30 protein-coding genes, 2 tRNA genes and 1 pseudogene are annotated in these 26461 nt (G+C 39.8%); 8 read left to right on the top strand and 25 right to left on the bottom strand.

What is annotated here, in order from left to right:
* Positions 1–88: 88 nt before the first annotated feature.
* Together MOB01S_RS04270 and MOB01S_RS04265 are read right to left on the bottom strand one after the other, a co-directional pair.
* The gene (locus tag MOB01S_RS04270; RefSeq protein WP_066802020.1) at positions 89–1249 is read right to left on the bottom strand and encodes an aspartate aminotransferase family protein; all 1161 of its coding nucleotides are present in this window, start codon (positions 1247–1249) and stop codon (positions 89–91) included.
* A 10-nt stretch (positions 1250–1259) separates the two neighbouring features.
* A complete protein-coding gene (locus tag MOB01S_RS04265; protein WP_066802018.1) occupies positions 1260–1442 on the bottom strand; it encodes a DNA gyrase inhibitor YacG in 183 nt (60 codons plus the stop codon).
* Positions 1443–1756: 314 nt separating this feature from the next.
* Between MOB01S_RS04265 and MOB01S_RS04260 the strand changes: the two genes are divergently transcribed.
* A complete protein-coding gene (locus MOB01S_RS04260) occupies positions 1757–3253 on the top strand; it encodes a DUF3360 family protein (RefSeq protein ID WP_157073892.1) in 1497 nt (498 codons plus the stop codon).
* 112 nt (positions 3254–3365) lie between these two features.
* Positions 3366–3530: a hypothetical protein gene (locus MOB01S_RS12545; RefSeq protein WP_169798117.1), complete on the top strand. Its 165-nt coding sequence runs from the start codon at positions 3366–3368 to the stop codon at positions 3528–3530.
* Positions 3531–3811: 281 nt separating this feature from the next.
* On the opposite strand, the gene rpsT is transcribed toward MOB01S_RS12545, so the two are convergent.
* The 6 genes from rpsT to MOB01S_RS04230 all read right to left on the bottom strand — a co-directional run bounded on the left by rpsT (position 3812) and on the right by MOB01S_RS04230 (position 8331).
* Complete coding sequence (rpsT, locus tag MOB01S_RS04255; RefSeq protein WP_066802016.1) at positions 3812–4081, bottom strand: 30S ribosomal protein S20; 270 nt, start codon at positions 4079–4081, stop codon at positions 3812–3814.
* A 147-nt stretch (positions 4082–4228) separates the two neighbouring features.
* A complete protein-coding gene (locus MOB01S_RS04250; RefSeq protein WP_066802014.1) occupies positions 4229–5536 on the bottom strand; it encodes an NCS2 family permease in 1308 nt (435 codons plus the stop codon).
* A gap of 105 nt (positions 5537–5641) precedes the next feature.
* On the bottom strand, positions 5642–6643 hold the full coding sequence (locus tag MOB01S_RS04245) for an alpha/beta fold hydrolase (protein ID WP_066802008.1): 1002 nt from the start codon (positions 6641–6643) through the stop codon (positions 5642–5644).
* Positions 6644–6651: 8 nt separating this feature from the next.
* Entirely contained in the window at positions 6652–6816 is a 165-nt protein-coding gene (locus MOB01S_RS04240; protein WP_066802006.1) for a rubredoxin, read from the bottom strand.
* A 170-nt stretch (positions 6817–6986) separates the two neighbouring features.
* On the bottom strand, positions 6987–7394 hold the full coding sequence (locus MOB01S_RS04235; RefSeq protein WP_066802004.1) for a WG repeat-containing protein: 408 nt from the start codon (positions 7392–7394) through the stop codon (positions 6987–6989).
* 22 nt (positions 7395–7416) lie between these two features.
* Positions 7417–8331: a transaldolase family protein gene (locus tag MOB01S_RS04230; protein WP_066802002.1), complete on the bottom strand. Its 915-nt coding sequence runs from the start codon at positions 8329–8331 to the stop codon at positions 7417–7419.
* A 123-nt stretch (positions 8332–8454) separates the two neighbouring features.
* Between MOB01S_RS04230 and MOB01S_RS04225 the strand changes: the two genes are divergently transcribed.
* Positions 8455–9456 (top strand): ribonuclease Z, encoded by a 1002-nt coding sequence (locus MOB01S_RS04225; protein WP_066802000.1) that lies wholly within the window; start codon positions 8455–8457, stop codon positions 9454–9456.
* A 67-nt stretch (positions 9457–9523) separates the two neighbouring features.
* Here MOB01S_RS04225 and MOB01S_RS04220 read toward each other — a convergent pair whose 3' ends face one another.
* Positions 9524–9856: a DUF3144 domain-containing protein gene (locus MOB01S_RS04220; protein ID WP_066801999.1), complete on the bottom strand. Its 333-nt coding sequence runs from the start codon at positions 9854–9856 to the stop codon at positions 9524–9526.
* Positions 9857–9935: 79 nt separating this feature from the next.
* Positions 9936–11102: a methionine adenosyltransferase gene (gene metK / locus MOB01S_RS04215; protein ID WP_066801998.1), complete on the bottom strand. Its 1167-nt coding sequence runs from the start codon at positions 11100–11102 to the stop codon at positions 9936–9938.
* A 381-nt stretch (positions 11103–11483) separates the two neighbouring features.
* Here metK and MOB01S_RS04210 point away from each other — a divergent pair, with 381 nt between their 5' ends.
* Entirely contained in the window at positions 11484–11831 is a 348-nt protein-coding gene (locus MOB01S_RS04210) for a hypothetical protein (protein ID WP_157073890.1), read from the top strand.
* Here the strand turns inward: MOB01S_RS04210 and MOB01S_RS04205 are convergent.
* From MOB01S_RS04205 to MOB01S_RS04170, 8 genes and pseudogenes are all read right to left on the bottom strand, one after another.
* Entirely contained in the window at positions 11828–12676 is an 849-nt protein-coding gene (locus MOB01S_RS04205; RefSeq protein WP_066801996.1) for an NAD-dependent epimerase/dehydratase family protein, read from the bottom strand. The genes MOB01S_RS04210 and MOB01S_RS04205 overlap by 4 nt on opposite strands.
* Positions 12673–13092 (bottom strand): thiol-disulfide oxidoreductase DCC family protein, encoded by a 420-nt coding sequence (locus tag MOB01S_RS04200; RefSeq protein WP_066801994.1) that lies wholly within the window; start codon positions 13090–13092, stop codon positions 12673–12675. The genes MOB01S_RS04205 and MOB01S_RS04200 overlap by 4 nt, the downstream gene beginning before the upstream one ends.
* Positions 13092–13535 (bottom strand): thiol-disulfide oxidoreductase DCC family protein, encoded by a 444-nt coding sequence (locus MOB01S_RS04195; protein WP_066801992.1) that lies wholly within the window; start codon positions 13533–13535, stop codon positions 13092–13094. The genes MOB01S_RS04200 and MOB01S_RS04195 overlap by 1 nt, the downstream gene beginning before the upstream one ends.
* Before the next feature lie 4 nt (positions 13536–13539).
* Positions 13540–13980 (bottom strand): hypothetical protein, encoded by a 441-nt coding sequence (locus MOB01S_RS04190; protein ID WP_066801990.1) that lies wholly within the window; start codon positions 13978–13980, stop codon positions 13540–13542.
* 9 nt (positions 13981–13989) lie between these two features.
* A pseudogene (locus MOB01S_RS04185) lies at positions 13990–14469 on the bottom strand (DUF2269 family protein).
* A 127-nt stretch (positions 14470–14596) separates the two neighbouring features.
* Complete coding sequence (locus MOB01S_RS04180) at positions 14597–15058, bottom strand: GNAT family N-acetyltransferase (RefSeq protein ID WP_066801988.1); 462 nt, start codon at positions 15056–15058, stop codon at positions 14597–14599.
* Positions 15051–15320, bottom strand: coding sequence for a type II toxin-antitoxin system TacA family antitoxin (locus MOB01S_RS04175; RefSeq protein WP_066801986.1), 270 nt, complete (start codon positions 15318–15320; stop codon positions 15051–15053). The genes MOB01S_RS04180 and MOB01S_RS04175 overlap by 8 nt, the downstream gene beginning before the upstream one ends.
* Before the next feature lie 59 nt (positions 15321–15379).
* The gene (locus MOB01S_RS04170) at positions 15380–15757 is read right to left on the bottom strand and encodes a DoxX-like family protein (RefSeq protein ID WP_066801984.1); all 378 of its coding nucleotides are present in this window, start codon (positions 15755–15757) and stop codon (positions 15380–15382) included.
* 106 nt (positions 15758–15863) lie between these two features.
* On the opposite strand from MOB01S_RS04170, the gene MOB01S_RS04165 reads away from it, so the two are divergent.
* Positions 15864–16115: a hypothetical protein gene (locus MOB01S_RS04165; protein ID WP_066801982.1), complete on the top strand. Its 252-nt coding sequence runs from the start codon at positions 15864–15866 to the stop codon at positions 16113–16115.
* On the opposite strand, the gene MOB01S_RS04160 is transcribed toward MOB01S_RS04165, so the two are convergent.
* From MOB01S_RS04160 to MOB01S_RS04130, 7 genes are all read right to left on the bottom strand, one after another.
* On the bottom strand, positions 16112–17011 hold the full coding sequence (locus MOB01S_RS04160) for a TIGR01777 family oxidoreductase (RefSeq protein ID WP_066801980.1): 900 nt from the start codon (positions 17009–17011) through the stop codon (positions 16112–16114). The two genes, MOB01S_RS04165 and MOB01S_RS04160, sit on opposite strands and share 4 nt — an antisense overlap.
* A 12-nt stretch (positions 17012–17023) precedes the next feature.
* Entirely contained in the window at positions 17024–17848 is an 825-nt protein-coding gene (locus MOB01S_RS04155; protein ID WP_066801978.1) for a fatty acid desaturase family protein, read from the bottom strand.
* Positions 17849–17857: 9 nt separating this feature from the next.
* Positions 17858–18334 (bottom strand): hypothetical protein, encoded by a 477-nt coding sequence (locus MOB01S_RS04150; protein WP_066801976.1) that lies wholly within the window; start codon positions 18332–18334, stop codon positions 17858–17860.
* Between the two features lie 49 nt (positions 18335–18383).
* Positions 18384–18812: a hypothetical protein gene (locus tag MOB01S_RS04145; RefSeq protein WP_066801974.1), complete on the bottom strand. Its 429-nt coding sequence runs from the start codon at positions 18810–18812 to the stop codon at positions 18384–18386.
* A gap of 18 nt (positions 18813–18830) precedes the next feature.
* Positions 18831–19349: a GbsR/MarR family transcriptional regulator gene (locus MOB01S_RS04140; protein ID WP_066801972.1), complete on the bottom strand. Its 519-nt coding sequence runs from the start codon at positions 19347–19349 to the stop codon at positions 18831–18833.
* Between the two features lie 157 nt (positions 19350–19506).
* Positions 19507–19593: transfer RNA gene (locus MOB01S_RS04135), tRNA-Leu, on the bottom strand.
* Between the two features lie 81 nt (positions 19594–19674).
* Positions 19675–19748: transfer RNA gene (locus MOB01S_RS04130), tRNA-Cys, on the bottom strand.
* Between the two features lie 323 nt (positions 19749–20071).
* On the opposite strand from MOB01S_RS04130, the gene MOB01S_RS04125 reads away from it, so the two are divergent.
* Genes MOB01S_RS04125 through MOB01S_RS04115 form a run of 3 tightly spaced genes read left to right on the top strand, consistent with a single transcriptional unit; the run spans position 20072 to position 26348 of the window.
* A complete protein-coding gene (locus MOB01S_RS04125; protein ID WP_066801967.1) occupies positions 20072–21472 on the top strand; it encodes an efflux RND transporter periplasmic adaptor subunit in 1401 nt (466 codons plus the stop codon).
* A gap of 8 nt (positions 21473–21480) precedes the next feature.
* The gene (locus tag MOB01S_RS04120; protein WP_066801953.1) at positions 21481–24630 is read left to right on the top strand and encodes an efflux RND transporter permease subunit; all 3150 of its coding nucleotides are present in this window, start codon (positions 21481–21483) and stop codon (positions 24628–24630) included.
* Positions 24627–26348 carry an efflux transporter outer membrane subunit gene (locus tag MOB01S_RS04115; protein ID WP_084349609.1) on the top strand — a complete coding sequence of 574 codons (1722 nt, stop codon included), beginning with the start codon at positions 24627–24629 and terminating at the stop codon, positions 26346–26348. Before MOB01S_RS04120 ends, MOB01S_RS04115 begins: the two co-directional genes overlap by 4 nt.
* Positions 26349–26461 lie beyond the last annotated feature (113 nt).

Genomic DNA, 26461 nt, shown 5'->3' with positions numbered 1-26461 from the left:
AGCTCAGTCCGAACGGAAAACCTTAAAATCTATCTTTATTTAACAATACCAAACCGTTCTTTACAGAACGGTTTTTTTTTATGAATGATTATGCCAACACTTTGTGTAGTAGTTGTATCAGCTTGTTTGTTAGAGTGATTGTGTCTTCATGTGTGATGTTGAGTGCAGGTAGTAAGCGTATGATGTTACCGCCTGTTACATTTAAAATCAGATGAAATTCATCACGAGCCATATCCACGATGTGTGTACAGTCCACACCATCAGGCAAGCCAAATCCAATCATCATACCACGTCCACGAATGTCAAGTTGGGGGAAATGCTCACGTACGCTGGCACGGATAAACTCCCCTTCACGCACGGCATTGTCTAGCACGTCTTGGCTAAGTTCATCATAGACAGCACAGACGACTCGGCAAGCCAGTGGCGTGCCCCCAAAAGTTGAGCCATGACTGCCCGCCCCAAACAAATCACAAGCCTTGCCTGCCACCATGCACGCTCCGACAGGAAAACCGTTACCCAAGCCTTTGGCGGTAGTGAGTACATCAGGCTTGATGTTTGTGTGTTGGTGGGCAAAATATTTGCCTGTGCGACCATTGCCTGTTTGGACTTCGTCTAGCATGAGTAGCCAGTTATTTTTATGACAAATAATCTGTAATTTTTCTAAATAATCATCATGAGGTGTGTGTAATCCACCTTCGCCTTGAATGGGTTCAACTAAGATTGCACAAATATCTTTATCGCCACTCAACGCTTCAATCGCTTCTATGTCATTAAATGGTACACGTACAAAATCATCATCTAATGTATAAAATCCCGCCCTTGCTTTTGGGTTGGCGGTGGCGGTAACGGTGAGTAGGGTGCGACCATGAAAGCTATTTTCCATGACGATGACTTTGGGACGAGATTTGCCTTGTTGGTGGGCATATAGGCGAGCCAGTTTCAATGCACATTCGTTGGCTTCTGCCCCTGAATTAGCAAAAAAGACCTTGTCCATACCTGCTTTTTGGCACAAAATCTCACCTGCCTTTTCTTGCCAATCAATTTGGTAAAGATTGCTTGTGTGAATGAGTGTATCAGCTTGTTCTTTGATGGCATGGCTGATGGTGGGGTGGCAATGTCCAAGCCCACATACTGCAATGCCTGTTAATGCGTCTAGATAAGCTGCGCCATCTGCTGTGTACAGATATGAACCTTCACCACGAGTAAAGGCAATGGGCTGGCGAGCGTAGGTTGGCATGAGATAACTCATGGTATTTTCCTTATTTTTGGTTTGGTGTTAATTCATCACTAAATGGTGTATCGTCAGCAGGTACACGATAGCTTTCGCTTGCCCACGCTTCCAAATCAATAAGTTTACATCGTTCACTACAAAAAGGCTTGGTGGGGTTGTCTGTCCAAACGGTGGGTTTTTGGCAATGGGGGCAGGGATAAGTGGTCATCATCAGATAAATGTGGTAAAAACGTTGTGCTATTATAGCACAAGTCATGTTATTGTGTATTCATGGTGTGTGATGATATATTTGTTTTATTAATAATTATATCTTGAATAATAATTTTTTGTGAAAAATAAAAATAATACATGACAGATATAAAAAATGGCGTTATAATCCCAAACGCAATTTAAATTTTTGATTGCAGGGTTATAAAGAAAACAAGGAAAAAATATGGTTTATAATCATCGCACATGATGTGTTTTGGGGTTATAAATTGTATTTTATCATCACAATCTAAGGAGTTTATTGTGAGTGATAGTAATATGACTGCGGAGCTCAGCGAAGAGCGTCTGCGAGAAATAGAAAGCAAGAGTTATCAAGAGCTACATAAGCCATCATCTAGTTTTGACTCTCGTGATGCCTATCTAAGACACGAACTACAAATCATGAAACCTAAGCGGTGGAAAATAAACCTACCGTTCAAGGACTATCGTTTTGAGTTTGAAGATGCCATTCCTGCGATGGCGGGTACGATTGGCAAGATTGTGATGGTGGGTGCGATGGCGGCAGCTTTTGCGACACCACTCGGTCTTGGCGAAGATTTTATCTTGCAAAACGTCCGCTATGAGATGCTTATCGCTGCCATTTTGGTACTCATCTTTTCAGGTCTTTTTTTACCAACCTCCAACTTACCAGGTACGCATGGTCCACTTATTCCACTAATTCCTATTGTGGTGGCAGCAGGCGGGCACCCATTGGCATTTGGTGTATTGATTGGTGTATTTGGACTTGTCATGGCACTACTTAAAGGTGGTAGCCTGATGTCAAAACTTACCAGTAATGGTGTGGCAGGGGGACTGTTACTCTATCTGGGTTTTGTTGGGACGATAGGGCAAGTCAAAAACATGATAGCATGGGCGGACAAGATTGGTTTGCCACATATTGCTTTCATCATCATTTTGGCAACCATTGTGATGTATGCCTTGCTTGAACACTGGCAAAAACGTTGGCTTGCTGTGCCAGTTGGTTGTGCGTTAGCAGGATTTTTGGCATTTATTTTGGGTGCTCCTTTTGAGTTTCATACAGAACCAGGTTTGCCACCACTTAGCCCAGCTTACTGGTGGGGTGAAAATACAGGTTGGACGCTTGGTTTGCCTGATGCAAAAGCCTTTATTGTCGTATTTCCATTTGCGGTGCTTGCAGTTGCCATGTGGCCACCAGATTTCTTGGGACATAAAGTATTCCAACAAATCAGCTACCCCAAACATAGCGAACGTACGCACATGAATATTGATGATACAACCATCACTTGTTCGGTTCGTCAGATTATTGGTTCGGTGTTGGGCGGAGCAAACTTCACCTCATCATGGGGTACATACATGGTGCCTGCCTCCATTGCCAAACGCCCAATTCCAGCAGGGGCAATTCTGACGGCGACTTTTTGTATCATTGCAGCCATTTGGGGTTATCCGATGGACTTGGCAGTATGGCAACCTGTACTATCCACCGCCTTGATTGTGGCAGTATTTGTGCCACTCCTAGAAGCAGGTATGGAAATGACCCGTGCAGGTAAAACCACTCAATCAGCTGCTATCGTGGTGTTTGCATCAGCCCTTGTGAACCCTGTGTTTGGTTGGTCGCTCACCATGATGCTTGATAACCTAGGTCTTATTGGCGACAAAAAACGTAGTGTTGAGCTTGGGTTTATGGGTCGCGTTGTGATTCCTGTGGCTGGCTTTGCGATTCTGTGTTTCTCTATGGCAGCAGTAGGTATGTTACCGGGCATTCCTGCCATCTTTGAGCAGTTCAGAATCAAATAATGTAAATGTTAAAAACCGTCCATGATTGGGCGGTTTTTTTATGAAAATGCACTTGCAAAATCTTTAAAATTGATTATAATTATCAATCCCAACACTAAATAGGTATTTAGCCATGACTGATGAAAAAACTACATTTAATTTGCGTGTGGACAAAAATTTGGTTGAACAATTTAAAAAGGCTGCCAAAGAAAACAACCGCACTGCCAGTCAACTTTTGCGTGATTGCATGATTGATTATGTCAAAAAGAATCGTCAAGGCGATATGTTTGGCAAATGATGTTTTATGCCAGATTTAAAACCACTCGGTAATGGGTGGTTTTTTTTATTTAAAATTAAGAAAAACTTACTTCATTTATATCTGATGAGTAAAAAATTACCATAAGGTTGTCAGGTACATATCATGCACTGTTTTGGATTATCTCTTTAATGGTATAGTTCGGTTGGCATAATGTGGTGTATTTTGAGTTTGATGATTGTAATTGTAATTGAAATAAAATATACACACAATTCACAAATAAAAAAGACCTTGAAATTCAAGGTCTTTTTATACGATGGTGATTAAGCGTCTTTTAGAGCTTTAATCGCAGCATTTAGACGGCTCTTGTGGCGAGCGGCTTTATTCTTGTGGATAATGCCTTTGTCTGCCATGCGGTCAATCACAGGCACAGCTTTGTTGTAGGCTTCGGTTGCAGCTTCATAAGATTTGCTTTCAATAGCAGAAACAACACGCTTGATGAAAGTACGTACCATAGAGCGTTGAGAAGCATTTTGGGTACGGCGTTTGACATTTTGACGAGCACGTTTTTTTGCTTGGGCTGAGTTTGCCATAAGTTTTCCTTAGTAGGTAAAAAGTGAAAAGGGTTGTTGTCTAGGTGTAGGCGATAATTCAGGCAGCCACCGAATTAACCAAAAGGAGACACGTTGCCTAACACAAACTGCTATATTATCAAATTTTTATTCATTTCTCAATAGCTTTTAACCAACCCATACAAATTTAATCAAAAATAGCAACGCAACCACCGCAACAGGTGCGTTGATTTCTTTGTGGCGTCCTGTGGCAAGCTTCATGATACAGTAACTGATGAAGCCAAAGGCAATTCCTTCGGTGATGGAGTAGGTAAACGGCATCATGGAAGCAGTGATAAAGGCAGGTGTGGCTTCGGTGAGGTCGTCCCATTGGACTTTGATGAGACTGCTTGCCATTAAGATACCCACAAAAACAAGCGCCCCTGCGGTAGCATAGGCTGGTACGATGCTAGCAAGTGGTGAAAAGAAAATGGTCAATAAAAATAAAATGCCAACAACGACAGCTGTTAGACCTGTGCGACCACCGACTGATACGCCAGAGCCACTCTCAATGTAGGTGCTAATGGCAGACGTACCCATATATGCCCCTGCGATGGCACTGGTACTATCTATGAATAGAGCTTGTTTCATTTTTGGAAATTTGCCCTCTTTATCAGCAAATCCTGCTTTATCAGTAACAGCAATGAGCGTGCCAGACGAGTCAAATAAATTAACAAGCATAAACGAAAAAATCACCCCAAGCAATGCCACATCCAACGCACCCATGATGTCCACTTGACCAACCACAGGCGTTAGGGCAGGGGGTAGGGAGAGAATTTGTCCTGAAAATTTGACATTGGGGTCAAATACAAGTGCCAAAAGCGTTACCACCACGATGGAAACGAGTACGCCAGAGTACTTTCCCCGTGCTGCCATGATAACAATAATAAAAAACCCAAATACACTCATTAATAGTTGTGGTGAATGTAAGTTGCCCACAGTAACCAGTGTGGCTTCGTTTGGGACAACCAAACCCATATTTTTAAAGCCGATAAGGGAAATAAAAAAACCGATACCAGCACCAATACCGACACGCAACCCCAAAGGTATGCTTGCCATGAGCCAATAACGCACACCAAACAGTGTCATTAGGAACAGTCCAACCGAACCCCAAAAAACTGTTCCCATGCCAATCTGCCATGTATGACCCAGTTTTGAGACGACCACGAAAGCAAAGAAGGCGTTTAGACCCATGGCGGGAGCAAGTGCGATGGGTAAGTTACTAAATAAACCCATCGCTATTGTGCCAATGGCGGTGATAAGGCAGGTGGTTACAAATACCACCTGTGTATCCATGCCCGTAGTGCCTAAAATGGAAGGGTTGACAAAAACGATATAAACCATCGTAAAGAAAGTGGTGATACCAGCGATGATTTCTGTTTTGATGTTGGTGTTTTTTGTGGTGAGATGGAAGAAGTTATTTAAGAAAGTTTTCATTGGCAAGCCATTGTTTAGTCAAATATCAAAGCCTAATGAAAAACAAAAAAAGGTTTGTTTTTCTAGTGGATTGTATCATAAAAAAACAAAAACGTAAAATTTGCGTTAAATTTTGGTGTGGTTTGGCAGACAATGCTTGCTGATAAGGTTGGTTAAATAAGGTTGGTAGTAGGCAGGCAAATCATGTGCTAAGCCATCTACGATGACTAATTGACTATTTTTGATGTGTTTGGCGATGTGTTTACCATGATTTTGGTGCAATAAACCATCTTTGTTGCCATGAATGATGAGTGTGGGTGCGGTGATGCGTTTGGTGTATTCAAAAATTGACCCAGTGGCGAGTATGGCATTCATTTGTTGAGCCATGCCTAAGGGGTTGTGGCAACGCTGATAACGTATAGATGCTATTTCTCGTGTGCCTTTGATATCAAGATGACCCGGACTACCAACCGCCGTCATAAACCATACGGCGTGGCGTAGCATATCTTTTTCACTATTGCTTTGAGCTTTTTTAAAAAAGGTAGAAAATTGCTTTGGTTTGGGCAGTCGTAAAAAAGGGTGGTTGGTGCTACTAAATAGTAGCACCAATTTGTCTATATAATAAGGATATTTTGCACAGAGTATTTGGGCGATTAATCCGCCCATACTCGCCCCTACGATGTTGGTTTTGCCAAGATTCATGGCGTAAATTAGCCCTGCTACATCATCTGCCATGTCGGTAAGTTTGTAGGCAACTTTTTCTTGTGCATTGGAGAGTCCTACATGATTTTTGGCAATCATTTTTAAGATGTTGGTATGGGGGAGTTTGTGCAAATGGTGAATTTTGGTGGATAATCCTGTGTCTCGGTTGTCAAAGCGTATGACAAAAAAACCCATATCCATCAACTTTTTTAAAAATTTGTCCGACCAAAACATCATCTGTGAACCAAACCCTGTAATGAAAAGTAGGGGTGGGTTATCAGGATTGCCCCCTGCTTCTACACACAGCGTGATGCCTTGTCCCACATTGATTTTGGCTTGGTAAAAATGCGGAGACAAATCAGATGGATACCAAAATTGTTGGAATTTATCCCAACTTTTTGGAGGTGTGGCTGACAATTTTGGCATGGCGTGGGTTAGATTTCAACCATTTCAAAATCTGCCTTGCCCACGCCACAATCAGGACAAATCCAATCATCAGGAATGTCTTCCCAACGTGTGCCAGCAGGCAAGCCTTCTTCTGGACAGCCTAATGCTTCGTCATAAATCCAACCACAAACGATACATTGGTATCTTTTCATGATAAAAACCTCAATAAAATCAGTGAATAAATGTTAATTGTACACCTATTCACTGATTTTGTAAAGTAATTTTTGTATTTTTATGATAAGTTTTATCAATGATACCGTTTTTAATTTTATAAATTAGGGTGTATTGGACTTGTAGATGGTGTTTAAAGGTTCAACATGCCCTAATCATTTGTTTTCTTGATGATGCTACCAGTGCTATCAATGTAAAATGAACGACCATCTAGTCTTACTAAGGCTTGCCCATCTCTAAAATCCCATACATAGTCATACTTTAAAGGTATGGCGATTTGTCCAGATTGATTGATGAAACCCCATTTGTTTTTAATTTCTACCGCCGCCATACCTTCGTGAAATTCCCAAGCATAGTCAAAATCTACCTCACTGATTTTTTGACCTTTTGAATTGATGTGGTTCCATTTGCCTTTTTGCATAACTCGGGCAAAACCATCATAAAAGCAATCCACGCCATCAAACTCTTTAGAGTCTTCAAGGTTGGGGGTTTCGCAAGCGATGACAGATTGACTAAATAAGCAAGTAACTAACGAGATGATGATAAGTTTTATTTTCATGGCAGTGTCCTAAGATAACCAATTAAAATAACTGATGAGTCAATTTGTTGCGAGCGTCAATAAAACCGTCAATACCTTTGAGTAATAGCGTGTTTAATGGCGAGTCATCTTGTTGTGTGTAAAAGTCTTTTTCGCTAATTGGGGTAGGGCGTTCAAGGGGGTTATTGCTGGGTGTTAATTGGCGTATCACTTGGTCGTCCATATTTGCCAACTCATCAAGTAAAGCAGGTGAGATGGTGAGCAAATCACAGCCCGCCAAAGCCAGAATTTGGGCGGTGGAGCGAAAACTTGCTCCCATGATTTCGGTGGCATAGCCGTGTAATTTGTAAAATTGGTAGATATTTTTGACTGAATTTACGCCCAAGTCATCAGCAATATCAATTAGTTGTTTGTTTTCGTGTGTTTTTTGCCAGTCGGTAAGTCGTCCCACAAAGGGGGAGATGAGTTTCACGCCAGCATCTGCACAGGCACGGGCTTGAGTGTTGGTAAATAGTAGGGTGAGATTACAATGAATGCCTTGTTTTTCTAGGATTTCGGCAGACTTGATGCCTTGCCATGTTGAGGCGATTTTGATTAAAATACGGCTGGTATCCACACCTAATTTATCATAAAGTTCAATAAATTCTAGGGCATTTTTGACTGTTTTGTCGGTATCAAATGAGTGGCGTGCGTCCACTTCGGTAGAGACACGTCCATCTATGTGGCTTAGGATCTGTTTGCCAAGTTCGGCGGTCAAACGGTCAATGGTTGCGTCTTGGGTCAGTCCCAACCCTTTGATTTGTTGTATTAAATCGTCATGTTCACCAGAGAGTAGGGCTGATGTTACAAGGCTTGGGTTGGTGGTGGCATCTTTTGGGCGTAAGCGTCTGATGGCATTTAAATCACCTGTATCTGCCACGATGGTGGTATAATGACTAAGTTTGATTAAAGCACTCATCAAAAATATCCTTAAATAAAAAGTTGGTTTAAAATAACACAATTATGAGTTTTTGGCAAAATAAATTTTTGTCATTGTTATAACATTATTTTTATTTTGATAATTTTATTTTGGAATGGTAATATGTTTCGTTTGACTTTTTTAGGCACATCAAGTGGTATTCCCACACGTGAAAGAAATACATCGGCTTTGGCGATAGAATGTATGGCAGATATTCATGCCAAACGTCATGGTTGGTTATTGGTGGATTGCGGTGAAGGTACTCAGCACCAATTATTAAAAAGTCATTTATCCATTACTAATTTGTCCGCCATCTTAATTACGCATACGCATGGCGACCATTGTTATGGGCTTGGTGGGCTTTTGGCAAGTTTGGCAATGCACAAACGTACCAAGCCTTTAACCATCATTGCTCCCAAAGCCATTGCCAAGCTTTTGGATACGCTAACAATAGTGAGTGAGTTGTACTTTAATTACCCCATTGAATTTATAAGTATTGAGGATTATTTGGCTCAAAATCTAACCATCTCGTTTGGCGATAATCATCATATTGATATTTACATTCATACATTATCACATCGTATTAGTTCATTTGGTTTTGAGATTATTCAATATTTACAAAAAGATAAATTATTGGTGGATAAACTCAATCACGAAAAAATACCAACCATATATTGGAATCAAATATTAAAATCTGATGAAGTGATGATTGATAATAAGAAAATTTGTGCTAATGATTATAAAGTTCATTTGGAGAATAAGCTTAAAATTGTCATTGCAGGCGATAACGATACACCAGATTTGCTTGCCCAAGCGGTGCAAGGAGCAAAAGCTTTAGTTCACGAAGCGACTTATACGCATGATATCATGCAAAGAATTATCCACAAACCTATGGAGCAAGGTGGATTTGACCCTAAGCATTCAAGTGCTAAAATGGTGGCAGAATTTGCCCAAAAACACCATATCCCCATGCTGATTTTGACGCATTTTAGTGCCAGATATGCCTTGTTTGAAGATATAGCCTCTAATCTGCCAAACATGGGTCATGTACGTGCCGAAGCTGGTCGGTATTATGAGGGGGAATTGGTGTTGGCAAAGGATTTTTTGCAGGTGATGATTGAATAAATGGTGATTTGATTGGTAAACTTTGCCCATTCATCATGAGCAAAGACAGATGGTAAATGTGTGTGATTTATTTTGTAATGCCTGTGTATTTTTCAAAATTTTGGGCATAATCATCAATGTTATCGGCAAGCATTTGTTGGTACTGCTTGGTATAAAAGTCAATCATCTCTGATTTTTCTTTGGCAAAATCAGATCCTTTGACAAAGCCGATACTCGCTGCCGACACGGCAAAGCGGGCAGCCGCATAGGTCAAGGACGCTGCCACTTGCCCTGCGTGTGAGGTGGGCGACAGTTGTGAATTTGCCAAAGTAATCACCTCGTCCGCGCGCTCAAAAAAGGCGTGGGCATCTTGGGGAAGTTGAGCGGTGTTTTCACTGATTTGTTCATTTAAGTTTGACATAAAATTCCTTAGAGATTGTAAAATAAAAGCCAGTCATGGACTAGCTTTTATTGTATCATAGTTCATCAGTTGGGTAAAATTACCAATTTGTATCTGCTTTAATCGCTTCTACTTTGTCAGTTTTCTCCCAAGTAAAGGCATTGTCTGTACCATGTCTGCCAAAATGCCCATAACTTGCCGTGATTTCATACATGGGTTGTAGGAGATTTAGCATACGAGTGATGCCATAGGGACGCAAGTCAAAATGAGTGCGAATGAGGCGAATGATTTCATCGTTGGAAACCTTGCCTGTGCCAAAAGTGTTCACCGAAATAGAGGTGGGTTCAGCCACACCAATAGCGTAGGATACTTGTACTTCAATACGGTCGGCAAGCCCTGCTGCCACTAGGTTTTTGGCGACATAGCGACCTGCATAGGCGGCACTTCTATCTACCTTGGATGGGTCTTTACCAGAGAATGCTCCACCACCATGACGAGCCATGCCACCATAGGTATCCACGATGATTTTGCGTCCTGTTAAGCCAGCATCGCCCACAGGACCACCAATGACAAATTTGCCTGTGGGATTGATGTGGTATTTTGTGCCAGCGTGTAGAAGCTCGCTAGGAATGACTTTCTTGATGATTTCTTCCATGACTGCTTCGTGCAAATCTGTCTGACTAATTTCTGGGGCGTGTTGGGTGGAGAGTACGAGTGCGTCCACCGCTAGTGGGCAATGGTTGTCATCGTAGCGTAGGCTGACTTGGGCTTTTGCGTCTGGGCGTAGCCATGAGAGTGTACCATTTTTGCGTAGCTGTGCCTGTTTTTCCATGAGGCGATGCGATAGCTGTATGGGGGCAGGCATGAGTACATCTGTCTCGTTGCAAGCGTAGCCAAACATCAAACCTTGGTCGCCTGCTCCTTGATCTTCTGGGCGTTGTCTATCCACACCTTGGGCAATCTCTGGTGACTGCTTGCCAATCATATTGATGACCGCACAGCTAGACCCATCAAAGCCCAAATCAGAGTGGTTATAGCCAATTTTATTGACCGTTTCACGCACTACTTTTTCTACATCAATGTTGGCAGTGGTGGTAATCTCTCCTGCCAGTACCACTGCCCCTGTTTTAGTTAAGGTTTCGCACGCCACACGAGCATCCTTGTCTTGGGTCAAAATGGCGTCCAAAATGGCGTCCGAGATTTGGTCAGCCATTTTGTCTGGGTGTCCTTCGGAGACGGATTCGGAGGTAAATAGTTGATAATTCATAAAATTTCATCTTGATAAGTTAAAAAACTTACGACATTCTGGTGGCTTTTCATCATTTGCCTGAGCATGGCAAATCTAGGCTTGACAGAATGAGCAAGGCTCTGACGTCGTAAGGCGAGAATATCTTGGTTTCAAATAGATATTTGGTGGAAAATTATACGCCATTTTTGTGCAAAAAGGGAAAAATTTTAGATGAAAAATATTTATGATAAGATGAAAAATTATAAATTCATAGTTCTTTTTCATAATTTTTCCATAATTCAAGCTGATTGAGCTTGTTATAATGATGTTATATTTTTTTATGAGGTCAATATTATGTTGTGGGTCAAATGGACGGCGTTGGTTTGGGTAAATGCTATTTTGGGATTGGTATTTGCCAATTTGGGTAATGATTGGTCTTATGATTTGGGTGTGATATTGGGAATTTGTATATTTATTCCTATTTATGTAATGATTGATAATCATGCCATAAAAAGCAATAATCACATCTTGCAAAAATCTTTATTAAATGGTGTTATCATACGAGCTATGACCCAATCTATTGGGATAGTGGATATATGGGCAGGTTTGGTGGCAACATCTATGGTTGGGACAATTGGTGAAGGTGGGTTATTTGTTGGGTTTGCTTTAACGGTCATTACAGGTATTATTTTATCAGGAGTTGTAGCGATATTAACGGGTTTATTGGTGTTAATCATGACAGCTGTTAAACATAAAAAATCACATTAAGTAAATTTGTGAATGGATAATGGAGATTGTTTAATTAGAGCTTTAAACACCCCATTATCCGCCACATTGCCATTTTTTAATAAAGTCAGGCTATCTATACTGATTAAATTGGTAAAATTTTGCAATATCAACGCACCGATTTTGGCAATAAAAAAGGGCATTGAAATAATAATGGCTTTATCTTTTTGATAATGGTTTTTTCTTAATAGTATCAAATAGTCTTTTAAAGTCAAAATTTGATTGCCTGTAAAATTGATAATATTGGGATAATGATAATTGCCAATCAATGTAACAATGCCCAATACCACATCATCGGCGTGTACAGGCTGAATGTTAAAATTTCCGCCCTTTGGTAATGGTAAAATGGGGAATTTGGCTAATTGTAAAAATAATTTGGTACTTGCTCCACCATCGCCATAAATCAAAGATGGACGGACAATGCTAACTTTAAAATAGTCATCGGCTAATGCCAAAACACCCTTATCGCCTTGCCCTTTACTTTTTACAAATGCCACATCGCTATTTTCATCCGCCCCAAGTGCGGATAAATTTAGCCATTGAATTTTTTTATTAAAATCATTGGCATAATCTTTGGCGATTTTGGCAAATAAAATAGGGGTATCACAATGCACTGTTTGCATTAACTGTTTATCACGGCTCATTATGCCAACTGTATTGATGATAACATCAATGTCTTTTAATAAATCTTTAAAAACTTCATCATTAGGATTTAAAAAATCCAGCTCTTTTGAAGTGGGGCAAATCACCAAAAAGTTATTTTGCTGACAAGCCTTTAATAAATGCCGACCAATAAAACCCGATGAACCAAGTAATAAAATTTTCATTGGTTGATTCTATCTTTTGGGTTAATATGACAAACGCCATTTTCACAATGAACCTTTGGCTTACCAAAGAGTAAATGGGCAATCCATTTTGGAATTTTATAACGGTGTTTGGCAAAGATTGGATAAATCAATTCGCTCATTGGTTTAATGATGGGTAAGTCTAAAATAAGGGCAAATTCGCTATTGGCGGTTTGGTGTAGTAGTCTTACCGCCTCTATGCCTTTATAGAAATGACCTTTATCATCTTTGATACACAAATAAGTGAGTGCCTCTATTTTATCAATACCTGCTTGATTTAATTCATCAAGAGCATTTTTAACAGGAATGCCAATGATTTTATCAGGATTTTTGGCGGTTAAATGTGTAATTTCACTTTGACAAATCGGGCAATCATCATCATAAAAGACGGTAATCATTATTTATTCTCCGCTTGATTTTCTTTAATGTTGGCTCTTAATTTTGGGTCAATATGGCAAACGCCATTTTCACAAGAATTGGCAACCCTACCATAAATAAGCCTGATAAGCCATTTTGGGGTTCTGTATCTATTTTTGGCAATAATGGGATAAATAACATTGCTTATTTGTTTGATGATTGGAAAATAAAGCAATGAATGAAAAGGAATATTGGCGGTTTTATATAAAAGCCTGACCGCATTCATTCCCTTGTGCATTTGCCCAAATTCATCTTGTACTACGACATAAGTCATTATATCCAATTCTGTGATGTTGTATTTTGCCAATAGGTCTATGGCATCATCTTTTGGAATAATGGTAATTTTGTTAGGGGCTTTTTGTTGCATTGTGATGGCATTGGTGGTACAAAGAATGCACGAATTGTCATAATATAGGGTAATCATAAAATTATTCCACTCGATTTAAATATTTTGGCAAAACAATAAAACCTGTAATGATTGCCGAAATTGCCCCAATAATTCCAAAAGCTCCCATAAAAGTAAAAACCGTGTTCCATTCATCAGACTTTATACCATCTATCAATGCAAAGAGCGGAACAACATAAATGGCGGATAATATAAAACCAATGAGTGCCATTATGGGATAATGTTTTTTGATATTTTTATATAAGTTGAATCGGCTAATGGCATAGCCTGTCAAGCCAGCAGGAATACCACCAAACAAAATACCAAGCAATCCAAAACCAATAACCGAACCAATAAATTCAAAAATTTCGGAAATTCCATCAAGCTCACCCATAAAAATAGAAATTGCCAATAATATTCCGCCAATAAAACCACCAATGAGCGTATATAAAAAAGTTACTTTAAAAATAGGATATTTATTCATCATATTTTCCTACATCGGTTTAAATACCATTAAAAACACAATGCCCATTGTCGCCAAAAAGGCAGGATAACCAAACAGCTCCCATTTTTTGGCGTATTGCCAATAACTTTAGGGTAGGGTTGTTTCGCCATTATCGCACGCTTTTTTGGCAATATCACGCATTTTAAGTTGCCAGACCACCACAGGAAGCCACAACGCTCCACAAAAGAAAAATAGCACAAGGCTTGCCCAAATCCAAGTGGCGGAAAATGGCATTTTGATGGCGTGCATTAGCCAAAGTCCTGAAAAAAACTGAAAAAACACACACGGTGTGGTAAACCAAAAGTCCGCCTTGCACACCCAGTAGCTGACCACCGATTGGGCAGGGACGCTACCGCTACGGTTGGTAACAAACAAATAAAATGCCGTGCCAAAGCCTGTGCCGATGATGACCATTGCCGATAAAATATGCAAGGTTTTAATAAGGTGGTAAAGGGCAAGACTGTCCATTTTGATGTTCCAAATTGGGATTTGCTCTATTATACAATAATTTCTGTATTTACAGAAATAAAAATTTAAAAAATTTTGTAAGCAAACGATGATAGGGGGCTAACTTGGGGTGTTATTCCCAAGCAAGCTAAGCGATGTCATTGATTTTTAGGTACATTCTTAAATTATCGTCAAACAACTCAAAACCAAATTGTTCATAAAAGGCAACTAAGCCTTGATATTTTAAATCCACAACTAAAAAACAAATGCCGATATCAAGGCTGGCTTTGATTACTCGTTCAATGGCATTTACCATCAGTCGTTGGGCGTGTCCTTGTTTTTGATGAAAGCGACTGACTGCCAGTCGTCCCAGTAACACGCTTGGTAAAGAATGAGGCATACCTTTAATGTTTGGGTTATCCACACTCACCGCCGATAGGGTGTAAAAGCCCAAAATCTCATCATCGGCATTGGTTAAAATATGGGTGCGACTAACACCCTTTTTGGCGTGTTGATTTGCCATTGTGTGCAGGTAACGATTGAGAGCCTCATTACCACAGTCAAAATTGGCTTTGTTGTGGTGCTTGCCCAGCAGTTCAATTTTATACACCCAAGCCCCCAAATTCTTTGAGTAATCTTTGTAATTTTGGGTTTGGGGCTGCTGGCTCATCAAGCCACGCATTTAAACGGTTAAAAGCCGTTTGGCTAATGCCAATGGTTTCATTACTATCAATCCCATCTTTTTCAATAAAATCAAAACCTTGCACTTCGTTACCAACCGCTTGCAATAAAAATTCATCAACCGAGACCCCTTGTTTTTGGGCGTATTCGGTAACTAATTGGGCGGTGTGGGGAGCAACCTCTAAAATCATCGTCTTTCTCTTTTTTTGATATATCAATCATCATAACACAGTTTAGCATCATTGTAAATTTATTGGTTTATGTTCTTGTGATATTGATAAAGCCAAAACAATAACGCCATAATCGGAATATTTTTAATCAAAGGGGCAAACGGGTGGGTTAAATTTTCTGGTAAAAAGACAATAATTAACACACTGTACAATGATACGGTTAAAAATTGACTTAACCACAGCCAGCTATGATATTTAAATTTGGTTAAAATCAAAATACCATAAACAATATCCAAAACGCTTGCCCCAATAAAAATAAGCCAATCTATGCCATTACTTGGAACAGACATTTTATGTAATAACTGCAAAGATGGCTCACGAGCAAATAATAGGGGTATAAGACCGCTATATAGCCATAAAAAGGATAAAGCATAATAAAGATGGTTTGGGATTATCATTTTGATTTTTTCTCAAATATGTGCTAAAATTGGGAAAAGTATATGTATTGCACAGCAAATTAGACTAATAAATAAAGACAGGTGTCAGTCTTAAAAACGCACCATAATGCCTACTGTATATCTTGATGATACTCAAAATCTTGACCAAGCCTTTGATGAATTAAATGAAAAACTCTATCGCCAAACCGCTACTCGTTGGTATAAACGCCGATATGGGTTTTATGAAAAACCGTCTTTATTAAACGCCAAACGCAAAAAGATGCAACTTTTATCAGGCGGACAACGCCAAACATTATGGCTAAAAATAGAACAACCTTTACAATTTGCCCGTACAGGTAAAAATGCGGTTGGCTATTAACTTGTTGTTAAATATTCATCAATATTGTTATATTCAAACTCAAACCCCATCTCCAATAACACTTTGGGATAAACCCTTTGACCGTCCAATAATAAAGTTGCCATTTCGCCCAAGATAGCTTTTAAAATAAAGGCAGGCACAAAAAATAGTGTTGGGCGATTTAAAAATTTGCCAAGTGCTTGGGTAAATGCTTGGTTATTGACACTATTGGGGGCGGTTAAATTATAGATTTGACGATAAGCTAAGTCATCGCTTAAATTTTTATTGATGATAAATAGTACTGCTCTGACCCAATCATCAATACTTATCCAGCTCATTGTTTGTAATCCATTGCCAAGTTTACCGCCCAAGCCAAATTGAAATTGTGGTAATAGCCGTTTTAATATTCCTTTACCTGTTTTATCCAGTACCACCCCTGTTCTGATAATGGCAGTTTTGATGGTGGCGGTATTGGCGAGTATTTCCCATTTTGTACAAAGTTCATTTGAAAAATCATTACAAATAGGTGGGCTTGTTTCATCTAATTGTCGGTTATCATTGAATGATTGAACGCCATAATAACCAATCGCTGAACCGTTAATTAAAAGTTTGGGTTTATAATGAGTGGATTTAATAAAATCAAGCAGTTTTTGCGTGGGAATTAAACGGCTGTCCAATAATTCTTGTTTACGAACATTGCTCCACCGTTTATCGGCAATGCCTGCCCCCGCTAGGTTAATGACAATGTCTATTTTTAAGTCATCATTTAACTCATCATAAGTCAAAATTGTTACTTTTTTATTGGGAGTAAATGCTTTGCGACTAACCCAAAAGAGATGATTATTAGGATTTTTTAATAATTCATCAGTTAAGGCATTACCCAAAAATCCGCTACCGCCTGTGATTAAAATATTCATAGATTTTCCTAATTAAGCAAATAATCCTTTGATTGGACAAGGTTTATTTTCTTTATTTAAAAATGGCATAACCCTATTATTAGCAAGATGTGGAGCAACTTTGTCCAAACGATTGGCAAGTTTGGGTAGGTTTTGTGTTGGTACAGCAGGGAATAAATGATGTTCGGCGTGATAAAATAAATTAAATGATAAGGCATTGACAATCGGATTTCTTTCGGTACGACCCACTTCATCGCAGTCGTGATGAAGTCCCCAAATGGCAATTAACCCTGCAAATGCATTGATGATAAACATTGCTACAAATTGATAGATAAAAACAGTATTTTGATAATAAAAAATGACAATGGCGAATAATACAATTAACACACTTTCTAAAATGATTTTGTGTTTTTCTTTTTTGGGTGCTAAGTTAAAGCCGTGTTTATAAATACGAATACGAAATAATAATCCACCCAATAAGGCTTGATGCCAAGTTTGATGAGCCAAATAACCTTCGGTATCATCATCGCCAAGCGGATTTCTATGATGATGTAAATGGCTGTATTTCATACTGTGCAAACTGGCAAAGGATAATAGGCTCATCACAAAAAGCAAAATAGATCCAAATGCCTTTGGTACACCAAGTGATTGATGATATAAATCGTGTGCTTGCCGATAAGCAGTAATGGCAAAAAAGGTTGAAAATATAAAGGCAATCAAATAAGAAGCATTATAAGCAAAATACCAAGACAATGCCAAAAACGGATAAGGCAAAACAATGTTATAGACTTTTTGATGAAAAGTTAAATGGCGTAAATCTTGCCATTCTATTTTGTTAAGATAATTGGGTTTTTTCATTTTACTTTCCTATTTATTAAAATTTTTGGGTAATTTTGGTAAAAACAACTTACCACAAATCATTGAGGATATTCCGCCAATAGTGCCAAAAAATAAAGTATCAAACATCATCTTAAAAACTTCATCAGATGACAAATAAATAAAAATATAAAGCAAGAAGTAGATGATAGAAATTATCTTTCCAACAAAATAAAGATGAATGTAATCTACCCATTTTTTGATAATAAAATCACGAATGGCACAATAACTACCAACCAGAAAACTTGGAATTAAACCAACAAAACTACCAACAAGAACAATTAGCAAAAAAAATTCAATATCAAGCCAATACACACCGTCTATGATATTTGTTATTAAAATATAAACACTTAAAACAATACTACCAATAGCACCACCAAATAAAACAAAACTAACAATCACTTTTACAGAAGGGTAATGATTGGCATTTTGTTCGTTATTTTTAAATACTTCTTGGTTGCTTGTCATTTTTTTATCCTATTTTTCAAACTCTTTGGGTAATTTTGGTAAAAATAATTTACCACAAGTCATACAACCTTTGCCAAAATTCATCAGGTAAATTTAACCAATGATTAAAATAAATGGCTGAAAATATTGTACCAACCACATACAAATGTATGTAATCTAATTTTTTCATAATAATAAAATTAAAAACCGCACAATAAATGCCTGTTAATAAAGCAGGAATACAGCCAAATACGATACCAAAAGCAACAACGCCCCCAACAAATTGAAAAGTACCACTAATAATAGAAATAACATTTGTATTTATATAAGAAAACAAACTGCTAGAATTTGTAATGAGTGCATAAATAAACAGAATGACTGTCGTAGCCATTAAACCAATGATTCCACCAAATAAGCCAAAATAAAACCCCACTTTAAATTTTGGATAAATAAAACCATTTTGTTTGGCATAAGCGAGAATTTCTTGTTTGGTGGTCATTTTTATTTCCCATTAACTTTATTTCAAAAACTTCTGCACCGTTGCCCCAAGTTTTAAAATTTTATTTAAAGTATTGGTGGAGAGTTTGAGCATTTCATTTGCCCAAGTGGTTAGAGTTGAGACAAATTGGTGGGTGTCTTTGATGCGTTTTTGTACCGCTTCGTTTTCCAGTTCAAACTCGGGCGTTTTGGTCAGCTCTTCCAAAAACTGTACGGTGGGGGCAAGCTCACGCCGATAGCGTTCTTCTACAATGACTTTGGCAAGCTCCCAGACATCACCACTGGTCGTAAAATAGTCCTTTCTATCGCCCAAGATATGGGTGGTCTGCACAAGATTTAGGCTTTGTAACTCCTTGATACTATTAGAAACATTGGAGCGGGCAATGCCAAGCGTTTCCATAATCTCATCAGCATTCATCGGCTTGCCTGTGATAAAGAGTAGGGCGTGGATTTGGGCAACGGTGCGATTAACCCCCCATTTTGAGCCCATTTCGCCCCAATGTAGAACAAATTTTTCGGTGGTGGGATTGAGTTTCATTGTCTATTCTCATCAAATTTTTTTTTTATATTTTAGAAGTTTTTTAATTTTCTGTCAAGAGTGAAAATTTGTGTTATGGTTTTTAGCCAATAGGATGGAGAAGGAAGGGGATAATAAAAACAAAAACCCCCAAACAAATTTGTTTGGGGATATATGATGGTGCCCGGAGCCGGACTCGAACCGGCACGCTCGTAAGAGCGAGGGATTTTAAATCCCTTGTGTCTACCTATTTCACCACCCGGGCAAGTTGCAATAACTTATCCAAAAAAAACTATAAATGTAACCATTTATATCAACCAAGGAGCAAGATAAGTTATCGCAAAAATGGAGGCTGAGGTCGGAATCGAACCGGCGTACACGGAGTTGCAGTCCGCTGCATGACCACTCTGCCACCCAGCCTTTATGGGTACGTATATTACCATACTTTTTGACAAATGCAAGTGATTTTTTGATTATTTTTTAAAATATTGCTTGGTGTGGGTGCTTTGTACAGATTTTTTGTGAAAAAACAAGCAATTTTTATCACAATATTTACAATAAATATCATAAATTTCCACTAGATTTGGGGTATAATAGGCGGATTTAATCACTGTATGGTGAGTATGATTTTACGATTTTGTTTTGTTGGGTATTTTAGTAAAAAACAGTCATGTGGGTTCAAAAAACAAAATCCTAAAATTGATGAAGTAAATGAAAGCAAACATATGTATTAAAGGTAGTTTATGAATGCAATGACAAGAGCAATAACGGTTGCTGTGATTTTGCTTGGTGCAGTTACAGTAACGGCTTGTAAAAATGAATCTGCAAAAGCAAAAGCTGGGGCAACGCCAGCAGGTCAGCAACAACAAATGCCACCAACTGTGGTTGATGTGCAAGTGGTAGAACTTGGTGTGGTGCCTATGGTGAAGACGTTTTCAGGGCGAGTGTCTGCTCTTGAGACATCAGAGGTGCGACCACAGGTGAGTGGTATTATTGATGAGGTGTTGTTTAGAGAAGGCAGTTATGTCAAGAAAGGTCAGGAGCTTTATCGCATTAATCGTGATAATTATATCAGCTCTGCCAATTCTAGCTTGGCAGCCATACATACTGCAGAATCTAATCTAGAAAGTGCTAAAGCTAATTTGTTGGCACAAGAAGCACAGCTTGCTCAGGCTCGGGCAGATTTGGCTCGTGTAGAGGGTTTGGTAAAAATTGATGCCATTTCAAGACAAATGTATGACCAGTATCGCACTGCTGTGCGTACTGCCCAAGCAGGGGTGGAGTCTGCTAAAGCGGGTGTAAATCAAGCCCATGCCAATATTAATAGTGCAAAAGCAAGCCATGATTCTAGTCGTTTGGATATGAGTCGTACGGTGGTTAGAGCTCCCATTTCTGGTAAAATTGGTATATCTTCTGCTACCGCAGGAGCATTGGTATCAGCAGGGCAAGCCACTCCGCTAGCAACCATTTCACGTACAGATATGGTGTATGTAGACATCAGTCAATCATCTTCAGAGATTTTACGTTTGCGTCAAGCGATTGCACAAGGCAAGGCTTTGGAAGGTTCGCCACAGGTACAAATTGTGTTAGAAGACGGCGAAGTCTATCCGATTATTGGACAGCTTGCCTTGTCAGATGCTAAAGTTGATGAGGCGACAGGAGCTGTTACGGTCAGAGCGGTATTCCCAAATCCAGATGGTGTGTTGATTCCAGGTATGTATGTCAATGCCAACCTTGCCCAATCGCTAGCACATAATGCGGTGCTTTTGCCTCAAACTGCCATCATGCGTACACCACAGGGCAAAACCCAAGTTTATATCGTCAATGCCGACAAAAAGATAGAAGTGCGTGAAGTAAAAACCGCTGGCACACATAATGGTCAATGGGTGGTCAATGGCGGTCTACAAAATGGCGATGCGGTCGTAGTCATGGGGGGTGCTAAGGTCAAACCAGAACAAGCTGTAGAAGTAAATTCCCTGTTGTCAGTTGGACCACAAAGCAATCAAAAAAAATCAGATGTTTCTACATCTGCTGATAATGCAGATGACAAAGAAGATGTTGCAGGTCAGCACAGTGTCATGGCACCTAGTGAGTCTGATGAACCTACTGAATCAGCTGACGAACAAGTAGAACCACAAGAGTAGGAGCGTTCATGTCTAAGTATTTTATTGAGCGTCCCATTTTTGCTTGGGTAATTGCTATCCTAATCATGCTTGTGGGGGTGCTTGCGGTACGTTCATTGCCCATTGAGCAATACCCTCAAATCGCACCGCCGACAGTCTCTGTTAATGCTGTATATCCTGGTGCCGATGCTGAAACCATTGAAAATACCGTCACCCAAGTCATTGAACAACAAATGAAGGGACTTGATGGTTTGATGTACATGAGTTCTAGCTCTTCATCAACAGGTAGTGCTTCGGTTACTTTGACTTTTGATAATTCAGTCAATCCTGATACTGCACAGGTACAAGTCCAAAACAAACTACAAGCAGCAACGAGTTCATTGCCCACTGATGTACAGCGTATGGGTGTAACGGTAAATAAATCCACCAGTTCGTTTTTGATGGTAGCAGCCTTTGTATCCGAAGATGGCAGTATGACCCAGTCGGACATTGCAGACTACGTCAACTCCAATGTGGTTGATAGCCTAAGCCGTGTCAATGGTGTAGGCTCGTTGAATGTTTTTGGTTCACCTTATGCCATGCGTATTTGGCTTGACCCAGAGAAGTTGCGTTCTTATTCGCTCATGCCCTCTGATGTGTCATCAGCCATTTCTGCCCAAAACGTACAAGTTTCTGCAGGTCAGCTTGCTGATTTACCAACCAGTCTGGATCGTCAGGTTATTAACGCTACTATTAGCGTGCAAAGTTTTCTACAAACACCTGAAGAATTTGGCAACATTTTGCTAAAAACAGATGCGTCAGGCGCACAGGTTCGCATTAGAGATGTGGCAGAGGTTGAACTTGGTAGTCAAAACTATTCAGTCAAAACTTTTTATAATGGCAAACAGGCTGCTGGTATGGGTATTATGCTTGCTTCTGGAGCGAATGCCTTAGAAGTACGTGAAGCAGTACAGCAACGTTTGGATGAACTCTCCAAGGGTTTTCCTGCTGGTCTAAAAATAGAAGTGCCTTACGATACCACGCCATTTGTTAAGCTCTCTATTGAACAAGTGGTCAAAACATTACTTGAAGCGATTGTGCTTGTATTTTTGGTGATGTTTTTGTTTTTACAAAATTGGCGTGCAACCATCATCCCAACACTTGCTGTTCCTGTGGTGATTTTGGGTACATTTGCCGTTTTGTCCCAGTTTGGTTTCACTATTAACATTCTTACCATGTTTGCTATGGTGCTTGCCATCGGTCTTTTGGTTGACGATGCCATTGTCGTGGTAGAAAACGTTGAGCGTTTGTTAGAAGAGAATCATCATCTTTCTGTGAAGGAAGCCACCATTCAATCAATGAATGAGATTAGTAAAGTGGTCATTGGTATTGCCTTGATTTTGTCAGTGGTGTTTGTGCCGATGATTTTCTTTGGTGGTTCAACTGGGGTGATTTATCGTCAGTTTGCTGCCACGCTCATCATTAGTATGACCTTGTCTGCTTTTATTGCACTTGTGTTTACCCCAGCATTGTGTGTTACGATTTTAAAACGTCAAGCACATAAAGACATTCACACCCAAACTGGTTTTTTTGGTTGGTTTAACCGCTTCTTTTATAATGCCAGCCAAAGTTATGAGAATTTTGTTGGTAAATCATTTGCTGCCAAAACCTTGTTTTTACTCATGTATGCAGGCATTGTGGCGGTACTTGGGTTTACTTTTACCAAATTGCCAAGTTCGTTTGTGCCAGAAGAAGACCAAGGCATGCTCATGACGCTTGTGCAGTTGCCAACAGGTGCAACACTTGACCAAACCGAAGAGGTGATGAGAACCATTGATGGTTATTTTCATAGCCAAGAAGAAGCAAATGTAGACACTGTATTTACTGTATCTGGATTTAGCTTTATGGGTTCTGGTCAGAATGCGGGTTTGGCATTCATTAAACTAAAAGATTGGAGTGAGCGTACTGGTAAACAAAATACTGCCCAAGCAATTGCAGGGCGTGCCATGGCGTTAAATGTGATGGTGCCACAAGCTACCTTGATTTATCCGCTTGCACCGCCAGCCATTCAAGGTTTTGGTAATGCCAACGGTTTTGATTTGCAATTACAAGACATCGGCGGTGTGGGTCATGAGAAACTGCTAGAAGCTCGCAATATGCTACTTGGTATGTCCGCCCAAAACCCAGTTGTGGCAGGCGTGCGACCAAATGGTCAAGAAGATTCACCCAAATTGAAACTAAACATCAATCGTGAGCAGGCAGCAGCCTATGGCGTGTCATTGCCAAGTGTTAATGCAATGCTGGCTCAAGCGATTGGCGGTAGTTATGTCAATGACTTTATTGACCGTGGACGTATCAAAAAGGTCTATATTCAGGGTGAGCCTGACAGTCGTGCTACCCCAGAAGACATCAATAAATGGTACGTACGTAACAATCAAGGTCAAATGGTGAGTGTGGGTGCATTTTCTAATGCCGAATGGATTTATGGTAGTCCAAGCCTAAGTCGTTATAATGGATTGCCATCAATGAATGTGCAAGGAGCGGCAGCACCTGGCAAAAGCACAGGTGAGGCTATGGTTGCCATGGAGCAAATGATTGCACAGTTGCCAGACGGTATTGGTTTTGAGTGGAGTGGTCTGTCACTTGAAGAGAAAAAATCAGGCGGTCAGGCATTACCATTGTACATTTTATCAATGCTTGTGGTGTTTTTGTGTTTGGCGGCGTTGTATGAAAGTTGGTCCATTCCGTTTTCGGTCATGCTTGTTATTCCACTAGGGGTGCTTGGAGCGGTGCTATTTACTGCCATCAAAGGTCTGGCAAATGACGTTTATTTGCAAGTAGGTCTTTTGACGGTGATTGGCTTGTCTGCCAAAAATGCCATTTTGATTATTGAGTTTGCCAAAGAAATTCAAGAGTCTGGCAAATCCTTGAAAGAAGCAGTCATGACAGCAGCAAGACTTAGACTTCGCCCAATCATTATGACATCGTTGGCGTTTGGTATTGGTGTTGTGCCACTATATTTGGCAACAGGAGCAGGTTCTGGTAGCCAAAATGCAGTAGGTACAAGTGTGGTTGGGGGTGTGATTACCTCAACATTCTTGGGAATCTTTTTTATTCCAATGTTTTATATTTGGGTAAGAAGTATGTTTCCACTCAAACCAACCCAAACTACAACCAATCTAACGAAGGATAAATCATGAAAACTAAAAACACCATACGTTATTTTACGCTTTCAGCATTGGTGTTGGGAATGGTGGCGTGTTCTGCCATTCCACCACGTGCGGATACAACCATCGTGGCTGTACCCAATGTTGCCATCAATGAAAACTATCGCATTATGGACAAAGACACCATCAGTGTTGAAGAAATGCCTAGTTTGGCATCGGTGCGTTGGCAAGATTTTTATACTGATCCAAAGTTAAAAGCACTCATTGAGATTGGCTTAAATAACAACAAAGATTTACAAAAAGCGGTGCTTGCCATTCAAGGTGCCAAAGCTCAATACCAAATCAAAGATATTGCTAATATTCCAACCATCGGCAGTAGTGCATCAGCCTCTCGCATTGGTAGTGGGGGTTTTAGTAACTCAGGAGCCAAATATGATGTTGGTCTTGCTATGTCGGAGTATGAGTTTGATTTTTGGGGTAAAATAGCCGACCAAAAAGAAATGGCATTGCATGACTATCTTGGCACCAACTCTGCAAAGGATACTGTGCAAATCACACTGATTGCCAATATTGCCAAGAGTTATGTAAATCTAAGCTACGCATTAGCACAACGTCAGCTTGCCCTAGAAACGCTTAAAACCCGTGAACACTCACTTGCTATTACCCAAGAGCGATTTAAGGCAGGTATTGACGCCAAAACACCAAGTTTACAAGCAGATGCTTCGCTTGAAAGTGCAAAATTGGCAATCTATAAAGCAGATACCGAGATTTTAAAAACTCGTAATGCGTTACAGTTGCTATTGGGTGCACCTATTCCTAACGGTTTGTTGCCTGATATGGCGGTTAATGACATTGTTACTGCCAAGGTGTTTAGTGCAGGTTTGCCAAGTGAGCTTTTGTATTATCGTCCTGATATCATTAAAGCGGAACATGCCTTGCGTCAAGCAGGTGCCAATATCAATGTGGTGCGTGCTTCCTATTTTCCATCAATTAGCCTAAGTGGCAATCTGGGTTTTAGTTCGTCTAGTTTGACAGATTTGCTAAAAAGTAGTGCTTTTGGTTGGAAGATTGTTCCTTCTATTAGTTTGCCCATTTTTGATGCAGGTGCAAGACGTGCCAACTACGAGGTTGCTCAAATCGCCCAAAAACAGGCTTTGGCAGAATATGAAAAAACCATTCAGACTGCCTTTAAAGAAGTTGATGATGTGTTGGCAACTCGTGCAACCATTGGACAGCAGTTGGATTCTCAATATCGCCTCCAAAAAAATTATCAAGAAACCTATGAAATTGCATTGGCTCGTTTTCGTTCTGGACTAGATGACTATTTGAGCGTGCTTGATGCGGAGCGTTCGTTGTTTGCAAACCAGCAAAACATTTTACAGCTTGAATTAACCAAAGTTGTTAGCCAAATTGAGCTTTATCAAGTACTTGGCGGTGGAGCAACGCTAGAAGTGGAGCAAATTACCCATGCCAATACCCAAAAACGAGCCATGACGCCAGCAAAGATTGCTACGCCAGAGCAAGTGGAAAAAGCCAATGAAAAAGCGGTGCAACCAACTGATGTGGTTATGATAGCTCAACCAAAATCTGCCCAAGATGATAATCTTGAAGCGTTGTCAGATGATGTAGAGTCAGCCACGAAAGCAGATGTCAAGACCACTAAAACCATTATCACACCTCCCCCCATGCCATTCGCTACCGAAAGTGAAAGTGTGGAAGTTATAGAAGAAGCTCAAGAAGCTACTGAGTAACATAGCATAAAAACCACTCAATTTTTTGGGTGGTTTTTATTTTGTTTAAGATTTAGGGAATTTTGTTTCATTTGACAGGTGGTGAAAAAATGGTAAAATACCAAAATCCATCT

Source organism: Moraxella oblonga NBRC 102422, assembly GCF_001598275.1.
Classification (GTDB): Bacteria; Pseudomonadota; Gammaproteobacteria; order Pseudomonadales; family Moraxellaceae; genus Moraxella; species Moraxella oblonga.
The sequence above is the reverse complement of the archived record's forward strand: the minus strand, read 5'-3'. Positions and strand labels throughout refer to the sequence as shown.

Coding starts and splice junctions, on each gene's coding strand:
- MOB01S_RS04270 (WP_066802020.1), bottom strand. CDS start 1,249: ATGAGTTATCTCATGCCAACCTACGCTCGCCAGCCCATTGCCTTTACT.
- MOB01S_RS04265 (WP_066802018.1), bottom strand. CDS start 1,442: ATGATGACCACTTATCCCTGCCCCCATTGCCAAAAACCCACCGTTTGG.
- MOB01S_RS04260 (WP_157073892.1), top strand. CDS start 1,757: ATGACTGCGGAGCTCAGCGAAGAGCGTCTGCGAGAAATAGAAAGCAAG.
- MOB01S_RS12545 (WP_169798117.1), top strand. CDS start 3,366: ATGACTGATGAAAAAACTACATTTAATTTGCGTGTGGACAAAAATTTG.
- rpsT (WP_066802016.1), bottom strand. CDS start 4,081: ATGGCAAACTCAGCCCAAGCAAAAAAACGTGCTCGTCAAAATGTCAAA.
- MOB01S_RS04250 (WP_066802014.1), bottom strand. CDS start 5,536: ATGAAAACTTTCTTAAATAACTTCTTCCATCTCACCACAAAAAACACC.
- MOB01S_RS04245 (WP_066802008.1), bottom strand. CDS start 6,643: ATGCCAAAATTGTCAGCCACACCTCCAAAAAGTTGGGATAAATTCCAA.
- MOB01S_RS04240 (WP_066802006.1), bottom strand. CDS start 6,816: ATGAAAAGATACCAATGTATCGTTTGTGGTTGGATTTATGACGAAGCA.
- MOB01S_RS04235 (WP_066802004.1), bottom strand. CDS start 7,394: ATGAAAATAAAACTTATCATCATCTCGTTAGTTACTTGCTTATTTAGT.
- MOB01S_RS04230 (WP_066802002.1), bottom strand. CDS start 8,331: ATGAGTGCTTTAATCAAACTTAGTCATTATACCACCATCGTGGCAGAT.
- MOB01S_RS04225 (WP_066802000.1), top strand. CDS start 8,455: ATGTTTCGTTTGACTTTTTTAGGCACATCAAGTGGTATTCCCACACGT.
- MOB01S_RS04220 (WP_066801999.1), bottom strand. CDS start 9,856: ATGTCAAACTTAAATGAACAAATCAGTGAAAACACCGCTCAACTTCCC.
- metK (WP_066801998.1), bottom strand. CDS start 11,102: ATGAATTATCAACTATTTACCTCCGAATCCGTCTCCGAAGGACACCCA.
- MOB01S_RS04205 (WP_066801996.1), bottom strand. CDS start 12,676: ATGAAAATTTTATTACTTGGTTCATCGGGTTTTATTGGTCGGCATTTA.
- MOB01S_RS04200 (WP_066801994.1), bottom strand. CDS start 13,092: ATGATTACCGTCTTTTATGATGATGATTGCCCGATTTGTCAAAGTGAA.
- MOB01S_RS04195 (WP_066801992.1), bottom strand. CDS start 13,535: ATGATTACCCTATATTATGACAATTCGTGCATTCTTTGTACCACCAAT.
- MOB01S_RS04190 (WP_066801990.1), bottom strand. CDS start 13,980: ATGAATAAATATCCTATTTTTAAAGTAACTTTTTTATATACGCTCATT.
- MOB01S_RS04175 (WP_066801986.1), bottom strand. CDS start 15,320: ATGATTTTAGAGGTTGCTCCCCACACCGCCCAATTAGTTACCGAATAC.
- MOB01S_RS04170 (WP_066801984.1), bottom strand. CDS start 15,757: ATGATAATCCCAAACCATCTTTATTATGCTTTATCCTTTTTATGGCTA.
- MOB01S_RS04165 (WP_066801982.1), top strand. CDS start 15,864: ATGCCTACTGTATATCTTGATGATACTCAAAATCTTGACCAAGCCTTT.
- MOB01S_RS04160 (WP_066801980.1), bottom strand. CDS start 17,011: ATGAATATTTTAATCACAGGCGGTAGCGGATTTTTGGGTAATGCCTTA.
- MOB01S_RS04155 (WP_066801978.1), bottom strand. CDS start 17,848: ATGAAAAAACCCAATTATCTTAACAAAATAGAATGGCAAGATTTACGC.
- MOB01S_RS04150 (WP_066801976.1), bottom strand. CDS start 18,334: ATGACAAGCAACCAAGAAGTATTTAAAAATAACGAACAAAATGCCAAT.
- MOB01S_RS04145 (WP_066801974.1), bottom strand. CDS start 18,812: ATGACCACCAAACAAGAAATTCTCGCTTATGCCAAACAAAATGGTTTT.
- MOB01S_RS04140 (WP_066801972.1), bottom strand. CDS start 19,349: ATGAAACTCAATCCCACCACCGAAAAATTTGTTCTACATTGGGGCGAA.
- MOB01S_RS04125 (WP_066801967.1), top strand. CDS start 20,072: ATGAATGCAATGACAAGAGCAATAACGGTTGCTGTGATTTTGCTTGGT.
- MOB01S_RS04120 (WP_066801953.1), top strand. CDS start 21,481: ATGTCTAAGTATTTTATTGAGCGTCCCATTTTTGCTTGGGTAATTGCT.
- MOB01S_RS04115 (WP_084349609.1), top strand. CDS start 24,627: ATGAAAACTAAAAACACCATACGTTATTTTACGCTTTCAGCATTGGTG.